This window comes from Delftia tsuruhatensis NBRC 16741 (assembly GCF_001571325.1).
In the GTDB taxonomy this organism is placed as follows: Bacteria; Pseudomonadota; Gammaproteobacteria; order Burkholderiales; family Burkholderiaceae_C; genus Comamonas; species Comamonas tsuruhatensis.
Map to the genome: position 1 here is coordinate 40,619 of NZ_BCTO01000069.1, position 9,270 is coordinate 49,888.

At 67.4% G+C, this 9,270-nt stretch carries 9 protein-coding genes; 7 read left to right on the forward strand and 2 right to left on the reverse strand.

Annotated features, from left to right (window positions below; translation table 11 throughout):
* Positions 1 to 89: 89 nt before the first annotated feature.
* Positions 90 to 986, forward strand: a complete 897-nt coding sequence (locus DTS01S_RS26140; protein ID WP_046986576.1) for an oxidoreductase — start codon at positions 90 to 92, stop codon at positions 984 to 986.
* A 250-nt stretch (positions 987 to 1,236) separates the two neighbouring features.
* A complete protein-coding gene (locus DTS01S_RS26145; RefSeq protein ID WP_026062543.1) occupies positions 1,237 to 2,862 on the forward strand; it encodes a sensor domain-containing diguanylate cyclase in 1,626 nt (541 codons plus the stop codon).
* A gap of 22 nt (positions 2,863 to 2,884) precedes the next feature.
* On the opposite strand, the gene DTS01S_RS26150 is transcribed toward DTS01S_RS26145, so the two are convergent.
* The gene (locus tag DTS01S_RS26150) at positions 2,885 to 3,373 is read right to left on the reverse strand and encodes a MarR family winged helix-turn-helix transcriptional regulator (RefSeq protein ID WP_012206289.1); all 489 of its coding nucleotides are present in this window, start codon (positions 3,371 to 3,373) and stop codon (positions 2,885 to 2,887) included.
* Positions 3,370 to 4,275, reverse strand: a complete 906-nt coding sequence (locus DTS01S_RS26155) for an alpha/beta hydrolase (protein ID WP_017406001.1) — start codon at positions 4,273 to 4,275, stop codon at positions 3,370 to 3,372. The genes DTS01S_RS26150 and DTS01S_RS26155 overlap by 4 nt, the downstream gene beginning before the upstream one ends.
* 197 nt (positions 4,276 to 4,472) lie before the next feature.
* On the opposite strand from DTS01S_RS26155, the gene DTS01S_RS26160 reads away from it, so the two are divergent.
* From DTS01S_RS26160 to DTS01S_RS26180, 5 genes are all read left to right on the forward strand, one after another.
* Positions 4,473 to 5,648, forward strand: a complete 1,176-nt coding sequence (locus DTS01S_RS26160) for an ABC transporter substrate-binding protein (RefSeq protein WP_017406000.1) — start codon at positions 4,473 to 4,475, stop codon at positions 5,646 to 5,648.
* Positions 5,649 to 5,758: 110 nt separating this feature from the next.
* Complete coding sequence (locus DTS01S_RS26165) at positions 5,759 to 6,679, forward strand: branched-chain amino acid ABC transporter permease (protein ID WP_016450647.1); 921 nt, start codon at positions 5,759 to 5,761, stop codon at positions 6,677 to 6,679.
* A gap of 2 nt (positions 6,680 to 6,681) precedes the next feature.
* Complete coding sequence (locus DTS01S_RS26170; protein WP_017405999.1) at positions 6,682 to 7,644, forward strand: branched-chain amino acid ABC transporter permease; 963 nt, start codon at positions 6,682 to 6,684, stop codon at positions 7,642 to 7,644.
* The gene (locus DTS01S_RS26175) at positions 7,641 to 8,435 is read left to right on the forward strand and encodes an ABC transporter ATP-binding protein (RefSeq protein ID WP_017405998.1); all 795 of its coding nucleotides are present in this window, start codon (positions 7,641 to 7,643) and stop codon (positions 8,433 to 8,435) included. Before DTS01S_RS26170 ends, DTS01S_RS26175 begins: the two co-directional genes overlap by 4 nt.
* Complete coding sequence (locus DTS01S_RS26180) at positions 8,435 to 9,148, forward strand: ABC transporter ATP-binding protein (RefSeq protein ID WP_013801790.1); 714 nt, start codon at positions 8,435 to 8,437, stop codon at positions 9,146 to 9,148. Before DTS01S_RS26175 ends, DTS01S_RS26180 begins: the two co-directional genes overlap by 1 nt.
* The last annotated feature ends 122 nt before the right edge of the window (positions 9,149 to 9,270 follow it).

The window sequence follows — 9,270 nt, forward strand, 5'->3', positions numbered from 1 at the left end:
AGCCCTCCACTGCGCCCGTGGCACTCCATAATTGTCCTTTTCAGGTGTCGAGGCCGGCGCCGAGCATCCGTTTCGAGGAATCCGCTTCAGTGAATCAACAAGTCCATACAAGAATCGCTGTCCTGGGGCCCGGTGCGATCGGGACCACCGTCGCTGCTGCGTTGCACGAAGTCGGCCGCACGCCCATGCTTTGCGGCCGTACGCCGCGTGACAGCCTGGTGCTGCAAGGTAGCGGTGTTCGCATCGTTGTTCCCGGGCCGGTGAGAACGGATCCAGCACAGATTGCACGCCCGGTGGACCTCGTTTTTCTCGCGGTCAAAGCGACTCAGACCGCTGCCACTGCGCAATGGCTTGCGGCGTTGAGCGGCCCGCAAACCGTCGTGTGTGTCTTGCAAAACGGGGTCGAGCAGTTGGAGAGTGTCACTGCGCTGTGCCCTCAGGGGCGAGTCGTTCCTGCAGTCGTGTGGTTCCCTGCGCAGGCGCAATCCGATGGGTCGGTGCTCCTGCGCAGCGATGCTCGGATCAGCCTGCCTGACGAAGCGGCCTCCCTCGTGGTTGCGCAGGCACTGCAAGGCTCCCGGTGCCTGGTAGACCTGGTTTCGAATTTCAGATCTCTGGCCTGGCAAAAGCTGCTGCAGAACGCGGCGGCCGGGCTCATGGCGCTCACGCATCGCCGCTCGGGCATGTACGGCCGGCACGACATCTCCAAGCTCACACTGGACTATCTGCAGGAGTGCCTGGCCGTGGCACGCGCCGAAGGTGCTGAACTGGGCGATGAGGTCCCGCAGGCGATCCTCGACAAGTTCCAGGCATCCCCTGCCGACCTGGGCACGTCCATACTGGCGGATCGCGAAGCAGGCCGCCCGCTCGAATGGGATATCCGCAACGGCGTTATCGCGCGCCGCGGCCGGGCGCGCGGGGTTCCGACCCCGATCGGTGATGTCTTGGTGCCGCTTCTTGCTGCCGCGAGCGACGGCCCCGGCTGATCACCCATGCCTTAACGATAAGGCCTGTGATCACAGGCCTGCCATCCGCATTCAGCCTGAAGCTGTTGGCAGCACCCCCCAATCCCAACCCTGCCGGCCGATTTTTCCGAAGCCGGGGACAATACCGGGTTCGCGGGTTCTTCCCGCTCGACCTGGGTCGAGGACGGGAATCGCTTGCGGAAGGAAGCTGCACTGGCGTTGAACCCGGACGCAGAAAACCCCAAGATCGGACGGCGGCGAGACCGCCGAGATGGCGCAGGTGCATGTGACGAAGAGGGATTGGTGGACAAGGGCCTGCCGCAGCCGCAGCGGTCGGCCCGTCAAACGCGATACCCGCCTGGTGGGCTGGCTGCTGGCCGTGGTGTTCGTGTCGGTGTCGGCGGCCACGGTGTGGCAGTTGGTGGCTGCACGCCAGCGCACGCTGGCCGAGGTGGATACCGTCAACCGCAATCTGGCGCAGACGCTGAATACCTATTCCGAAGGCGTGATCACCCAAAGCTCCATGCTGCTGCTGGGCATTGCCGAAAGGCTGGAGCTGGATGGCGCCGGTGCCGCGCACCTGGAGCGCGTGCTGCATCTGGTCAACCGCCAGGAGCAGCTGCTGAACCAGCTCAACGAGCTGCTGGTCGTGGACGCGCAGGGGCGCTGGCTGATGTCGTCCAAGGGGACGTTTCCCCCAGGAACGCAAAGCGCGGACCGCGACTTCTTCACGCACCACCGCGACGACCCGTCGTCAGGCATCTACATCGGGCCGCCGATCCGCAGCCGCTCCACAAGCGAATGGGTGATCACCATCAGCCGGCGCTATACCGACAGCGAGGGCCAGTTTGCCGGCGTGGTCGTGGTGACGCTGGGTGTGGAAAATTTCCTGCGGCTGTTCGGCAAGATCGACATCGGCGAGCAGGGCGCCATTTCACTGAGCACGCCGGGCGGGCAACTGCTGGTGCGCCACCCCTTCCGTGAGCAGGACCTGGGCCGGGACTTCTCGCAGTCGCCCAATTTCCTGCGCCACTATGCGGGGGCGATGTCGGGCACGGCGTCGTTCCGCTCGGGCCTGGATGGCACGGAAAGAATCTATGCCTTCCTGCGCAGCGAGCGCTATCCGCTGGTGACCACGGTGGCCCTGGGCCGCGACGAGGCGCTCAGTTCCTGGCAGCGCCAGGCGCAGCTGACGCTGGCCGTGGTGCTGGGGCTGTTTCTGGCGATTGCGCTGATCGGCTGGCGGCTGACGGCGGCGATGCGGCTGCGCTCGCGTGCCGAATGCTCCCTGGTCAGCGCGCGCGAGGAATTGCTGCAGGCCAACCGCCGGCTGGAGGTGCTGGCCGCCCAGGACCAGCTCACGGGCCTGGCCAACCGGCGCCGCTTCGACGAGGTGCTGGAGCGCGAGGCACGGCGCGCCGTGCGCGAGGGCACGCCGCTGTCGCTGCTGCTGATCGATCTGGACCATTTCAAGGGCTACAACGACGCCTACGGCCATGTGGCAGGCGATGCCTGCCTGCAGACAGTGTGTCGCGCCCTGGCCCAGGCCGTGCAGCGGCCCGGCGACATGGCGGCGCGCTACGGCGGGGAGGAGCTGGCCGTGGTGCTTCCCAATACGGACCAGGCCGGCGGGCTGCAGGTGGCCGAGCGGCTGCGTGCGCGCATCGAGGGCCTGGGCCTGGAGCACCGCAGCAGCCGCTTCGGCCATGTGACGGCCAGCATCGGCGTGGCGACAGCGCAGTGCGGTGAGGCTGGCGCGACACAAGGCGCTACACAAAGTGCTACACAAGGCACTACCCACGGCTCCACCCAAGGTGCCGCCGTGGCGCTGGTGGAAGCGGCCGACCGTGCGCTGTACCGCGCCAAGGCCGCAGGGCGCAACTGCGTGCAGGGCTGAATGGGGGTGGGTCTGCGTGCGCTCAGTCCGTGGGCGAGCGGTGGGCCACCACCTGCTGCTTGAGGTCGCCCAGCGCCTGGTACAGGTCGTTGCGGCTGGCCTGCGGCATGTCGCCGAACATGCCCATGACCCAGGATTCATGCGCCTTGGCCATGCGCGCAAAGGTCTTGCGACCCAGCGGGGTGAGGTGCAGCACGGAGCTGCGCCGGTCGGACTCCACCTTGGTGCGCACCACCAGGCCCTCTTTCTCCAACTGGTCGGTGATGCCGGTGATGTTGCCGTTGGTCACCATCATGTGGCGCGACAGCTCGCCCATCTTCATACCCTCGGGCGCGCGCTGCAGCTGGGCCATGAGGTCGAAGCGGGGCAGGGTGGTGTCGAATTCGCTGCGCAGGCGGTTGCGGATCTCGCCTTCGATGAGGTTGCAGCAGGTGAGCATGCGCAGCCACAGGCGCAGCGCATGGTGGTCGTCGGGCGCGGCGCGCGACTCCAGGTCGGGAGCGTGGGTCATGGCTGGTTCTGCGGTGTGGGGGCGCTCAAGCCCATCTGCGCGAGGATGGCGCGCGTCAGCGGGCTGGCCGGGTCGTTCAGGGTGAGCACGATGTCGAAATGGTTGGTGCCGGGCATGGCCACGTACTGGCCTGACGATGGACCGGGGCCACGGCGCTGGTTCCAGGCGGCCAGGTAGTCGTCGCTCTGGCGCTTGAATTCATCGGTCTCGCTCTCGCCGTAGCTGACGATGAGCGGGCAGGCCGCGCCGTGCGGCAGGAGGGCGGGGCTGTTGCGAATGGCGTCCTGCTCGCTCAGGCGCATCCATTCGTTGATGTGGGTGTGCACCAGCGGGCGCAGGTCGAACAGGCCCGACAGCGGTGCGGCGCCGCGCACCACGTCCTCGGGCACGCCGTAGTCCGCATGCCAGCCGCCGGCCAGCAGCATGCCCGCCAGGTGGCCGCCGGCCGAGCTGCCGCAGACATGGATGCGGCCCGGGTCGCCGCCGTAGCGGGCGATGTGCGCATGCGCCCAGGCCAGGGCGCGGCGTGTCTGGTCCACGATGCGGTCCAGCGTGACGGCGGGCGCCAGCGAATAGTTCAGGGCCACCACCACGGCGCCGGCGCGCGTGAAGGTGGGCGCCATGCTGCTGGAGTCGTCCTTGGACAGCAGCCGCCAGTACCCGCCATGGATGAAGAAGAGAACGGGGGCGCCTGCCGCCTCGGCTGCTGCCGGGAAAATGTCCAGCAGCTCGTCGGCATGCTCGCCATAGGCCACGTTCAGCGCGCAGGGCAGGCTCTGGCGCGCGGCCCGGCTGTCGTCGGCATAGGCCTTGATGATGGGGGTGATGTCGGTTACCGTCGCGCGGGCGTTGTACTGGACATCGAGTCCGGCGCGGTCGTAGTGACGGTAGAGTGCGGGCATTGGAACGGAGATGGCGCGAAATGGTTTGTATGGCAGGTATTGGTACAAGTCCCAGACTTGTTCTGCAAAATACTTTAAACCTAAACTAAGACCCGCGCCAACCGTTCCAGCCCTTACAGAGTTTCCCGTCCAGCGTGACGGAAGACTGCCTCACCACCGATTGTCATCCGCGCGGCCCGCGCAAGGAGCACAGCAGCATGCGTTTCCTCACCCCCTTCCTGGCCGCAGCGGCCCTGGCCCCTGCCTTTGTTCCCGCGCTCGCGCAGGCGGACACCATCAAGGTCGGTATCGCCAACGATATTTCCGGGCCGTTTGCCGCGCTGGGCGCCGAGGCGCGTGACGGCTTCAACCTCGCCATCAAGCAGCTGGGCGGCAAGCTGGGCGGCCAGCCGGCCGAGTTCCTGCAGACCGACATGGGCGGCAACCCCGACCAGGCGCGCCAGCTGGTCACGCGCTACATACAGCGCGACAAGGTGGATTTCTTCACCGGCCCCATCGGCTCCAACGTGGCCCTGGCCGTGGGCCCGGCGCTGTTCGGCGCCAAGGTGCCCTACCTGTCCAACAATCCCGGCCCCAGCCAGTTCGCGGGCGCGCAGTGCAATGCGTTCTGGTTCGGCACGTCCTACCAGAACGATGCCTTCCACGAGGCAGCCGGCAAGCTGGCCGCCGACCGTGGCTTCAAGAAGATGTTCATCATGGCGCCCGACTATCCGGCCGGCAAGGATGCGCTGGTCGGCTTCAAGCGCGGCTACAAGACCGCGCCCGGCGAAGAGGTCTACACCAAGCTGGGCCAGATCGACTATGCGGCCGAGCTGGCCCAGATCCGCGCGGCCAAGCCCGATGCGGTCTACATCTTCCTGCCGGGCGGCATGGGCATCAACTTCGTCAAGCAGTTCGTGTCCACGGGCCTGTCGCAAAGCGTCAAGCTGATCGGCCCGGGCTTCTCGGCCGACGAGGACGTGATCCAGGCCGTGGGCGAGCCCATGCTGGGCATGGTCAACACCGCGCAATGGGCGCATGACCTGGACGTGCCGCAGAACAAGGCCTTCGTCGAGGCCTTCCGCAAGGAGTACAAGGGCCGCAACCCCTCGGTCTACGCGGCCCAGGCGTATGACGTGATCATGGCCATGGATGCGGCGGTCAAGCAGGCCGGCGGCAAGGCCTCGGACCGCCAGGCCATCGTCAAGGCGCTGGAGAAGGCCGACTACGCCTCGGTGCGCGGCCCCTTCACGTACGGCAAGAACCACTACCCCATCCAGGCCTACTACCAGCGCGTGATCGAGAAGGATGGCAGCGGCCGCATCACCAACAAGCTGGTGGGCAAGGTGTTCGACAAGTACCAGGACGTCTACGTCAACGAGTGCAAGATGTGACCCCGCCGCCGCGCCCCCGTCGGGCGCGGCGTGCCTTGATCTTGATTTTCAAAGCCGGATGATTTGTTGACCGCGCGCGGGCCGATGCGCCCGCGGCAGGGGGCGTGTGGATGACGTGGACGCTGCTCTTGGAGCAATTGCTCAATGGCCTGCAGTTCGGGCTGATGCTGTTTCTGATCGCGGCCGGGCTGACCCTGGTGTTCGGCATCATGGACATCATGAACCTGGCCCATGGCTCGCTGTACATGGCGGGCGCCTATGTGGCGGCAGAGACCCTGCAGCGCACGGGCTCGTTCACGGCGGCGGTTCTGGTGGCGGCCGTGGCCACGGGCGTGGCGGGCATGGTGCTGGAGCTGGTGCTGATACGGCGCCTTGCCGTGCGCGACCACCTGGCCCAGGTGCTGGGCAGCTATGCGGTCATCCTCATCGCCAATGACCTGGTCAAGATGGTCTGGGGCCCGGCGCCGGTGATGCTCAACATGCCGGCTGCGCTGTCCGGGCCCGTGCAGCTGCTGCCCGATCTCATGTACCCGGCCTACCGGCTGATGATCATCGTCTTCGGCCTGGCCGCCGCGTTGGGCCTGTATTGGTTCGTGACGCGCACGCGCGCCGGCGTGCTGGTGCGGGCAGGCGCCTCCAACCGCCAGATGGCCACGCTGATGGGCGTGCGCGTGCCGCTGCTGTTCCTGGGCGTGTTCACGCTGGGCGCCATGCTGGCGGCGGTGGCGGGGGCGCTGCTGGGGCCCATCACTTCGGTGCAGGTGGGCATGGGCGAGGACATCCTGATCCTGGTGCTGGTGTGCATCGTCATCGGCGGCATAGGCTCCATACGCGGGGCCCTGGTGGGCGCCTTGCTGGTGGGCATGGTGGATACGGCGGGGCGGGCCTTCCTGCCCATGCTGCTGCGCCAGGTGTTCTCCCCGGCCGTGGCGTCCAGCGTGGGGCCCACGCTGGCGGCGATTTCCATCTACGTGCTGATGGCGGTGGTGCTGGTGTACCGTCCTTCCGGCCTTTTCCCTGCGCGAGGCTGAGCATGGAACACAGCACATTGCAAGGCAGGTTCCAGGCCCGGTTCTTCTGGACCGTACTCGCGCTGCTGGCGCTGGCGGTGTTCCCGCTGGTGGCTCCGGCGCTGGGGCTGGACTTCTACATCTCCTTCGTGCGCCGGGTGCTGATCTACGCGCTGGCCGCCACCAGCCTGAACCTCATCCTGGGCTATGGCGGCATGGTGGCGCTGGGGCATGCGGCCTTCTTCGGTGCGGGGGCCTATGCGGTGGGCATCCTGGCCATGAACGGCGTGACCTCGGCCCTGGTCGCCTGGCCTGCCGCCGCGCTGCTGGCGGGGCTGCTGGCCGCCGCCACGGGCGCCGTGTCGCTGCGCACGCGCGGCGTGTACTTCATCATGATCACGCTGGCCTTTGCGCAGATGCTGTTCTATATCTTCATCTCGCTGCGCCAGTACGGCGGCGAGGACGGGCTGAACCTGCCCGGCCATTCCGTGCTGCCCGGGCTGGACCTGGGCCACGACGTTTCTTTCTACTACGTGGTGCTGGCGCTGTTCGCGGTGCTGATGGCCTTGTTCGGCCGGCTGGTGGATTCGCGCTTCGGCAAGGCGCTGCAGGGCGTGCGCGAGAACGAGTCGCGCATGGAGTCGCTGGGCTACCCGGTCTACCGCCTGAAGCTCGTGGCCTTCGTTTTCAGCGGCGCGGTGGCTGGGCTGGCGGGCGCGCTGCTGGCCAACCACAACCTGTTCATCTCGCCCAGCCTCATGCACTGGACCCAGTCGGCCAACCTGCTGATCATGGTGCTGGTCGGTGGCGTGGGCCTGCGCTGGGGCGGCGTGGCCGGCGCCGTCGTCATGCTGACGCTGGAGGAAGTGCTTCGCATGTGGACCGAGTACTGGCACCTGCCGCTGGGCCTGCTGCTGCTGTGCGTGGTGTTCGGCGCGCCACGCGGCCTGACGGGCCTGTGGTCCGCACGCGGGAGGCAGGCATGAGCGGCGCGGCCACACCTATCTCCATCCCCACCCCGGCCCTGGAGGCCAAGGGCCTGGTGCGCCGCTTTGGCGCGCTGCTGGCCACCGACCATGTCTCGCTGTCGCTGGCGCCTGGCGAGATCCATGCGCTGATCGGCCCCAATGGCGCGGGCAAGTCCACGCTCATCCATCTGCTGTCGGGCACGCTGGCGGCCGACGCCGGCACCCTGGCACTGGCCGGGCGCGACGTGAGCGCGCTCAACGCCCACCAGCGCGTGGCGGCGGGGCTGTCGCGGTCGTTCCAGATCACCAACATCTTCAAGCAGTCCAGCGTGCTGGACAACCTGGCGCTGGCCGTGCAGGCGCATGCGGGCAGCAGTTTCCGCTTCTGGCGCCCGCGCGCGGCCGAGACCGAGCTCTACGAGCAGGCCCGCGAGCTGGCGCGCGAATGCGCCATCGACGCCAGCCTGCTGCAGCGCCCCGCAGGCACGCTGCCGCATGGCGAGCAGCGCAAGCTGGAATTCGCGCTGGCCCTGGCCGCACGGCCCAGCGTGCTGCTGCTGGACGAACCCATGGCCGGCATGGGGCCTGATGAAACACTGCGCCTGACCGAGCTGATCGAATCCCTGCGCGGCCGCGCCGCCATGCTGCTGGTGGAGCACGACATGCAGGCCGTGTTCCGCCTGGCCGACCGCATCTCCGTGCTGGTCTACGGCCGCATCATCGCCACCGGCACGCCCGGCGAGATACGTGGCAACGCCGATGTGCGCCAGGCCTACCTGGGAGACGAAGAAGTGAAGGAGGGCGCGTGATGCTCGAAATGCAGGCCGTGCAAAGCGGCTACGGACCCAGCCAGGTGCTGTTCGGCGTGGACCTGCGCATCGAGGCAGGCCAGGTCGTCACCCTGCTGGGCCGCAACGGCATGGGCAAGACCACGCTGCTTCGCACGCTGCTGGGCCAGCTGCCGCTGCGCGCCGGCCGCATGGTGTTTGCCGGGCAGGACATCGCCGGCTGGGCCACCGACCGCATCGCCCGTGCCGGCGTGGCCATCGTGCCCGAAGGTCGCCAGTGCTTTCCCAACCTCACGGTGCGCGAGCACCTGACGGCCTTTGTGGCACATCGCAATTCGGGCAGTCCCGGCGCGGCCGAGCCCTGGACGCCCGAGCGCGTGTTCGCGCTGTTCCCCCGCCTGGGCGAGCGCGCCTCCAACATGGGCAACCAACTGTCGGGCGGTGAACAGCAAATGCTGGCCATAGGCCGCGCCCTGGTCACCAACCCGCGCCTGCTCATCCTGGACGAAGCCACCGAGGGCCTGGCCCCCCGCATCCGCGAAGAGATCTGGTCCTGCCTGGCCCAGCTGCGCGCCGCTGGCCAGACCATCCTGGTCATCGACAAATACGTGGAGCGCCTGCTGGGCCTGGCCGACCGCCACCTCATCCTGGAGCGCGGCAAGGTCGTGTGGAGCGGAGACTCGGCCGCGCTGGATGGGGATAGAGCGCTGTGGGAACGGTATTTGGGAGTGTGAGCACGCGCAATGCATTCGCAGTTCAAGGCGAAATTCAAGGCGCGATGGAGGGTTGAATGGCATTGAAGATCAATGGGTGGCATGCCATTCAAATACATGCCTGTATCCAAGATGGGGAATTT

Coding starts and splice junctions, on each gene's coding strand:
- DTS01S_RS26170 (WP_017405999.1), top strand. CDS start 6,682: ATGGAACACAGCACATTGCAAGGCAGGTTCCAGGCCCGGTTCTTCTGG.
- DTS01S_RS26175 (WP_017405998.1), top strand. CDS start 7,641: ATGAGCGGCGCGGCCACACCTATCTCCATCCCCACCCCGGCCCTGGAG.
- DTS01S_RS26150 (WP_012206289.1), bottom strand. CDS start 3,373: ATGACCCACGCTCCCGACCTGGAGTCGCGCGCCGCGCCCGACGACCAC.
- DTS01S_RS26145 (WP_026062543.1), top strand. CDS start 1,237: ATGGCGCAGGTGCATGTGACGAAGAGGGATTGGTGGACAAGGGCCTGC.
- DTS01S_RS26180 (WP_013801790.1), top strand. CDS start 8,435: ATGCTCGAAATGCAGGCCGTGCAAAGCGGCTACGGACCCAGCCAGGTG.
- DTS01S_RS26160 (WP_017406000.1), top strand. CDS start 4,473: ATGCGTTTCCTCACCCCCTTCCTGGCCGCAGCGGCCCTGGCCCCTGCC.
- DTS01S_RS26165 (WP_016450647.1), top strand. CDS start 5,759: ATGACGTGGACGCTGCTCTTGGAGCAATTGCTCAATGGCCTGCAGTTC.
- DTS01S_RS26155 (WP_017406001.1), bottom strand. CDS start 4,275: ATGCCCGCACTCTACCGTCACTACGACCGCGCCGGACTCGATGTCCAG.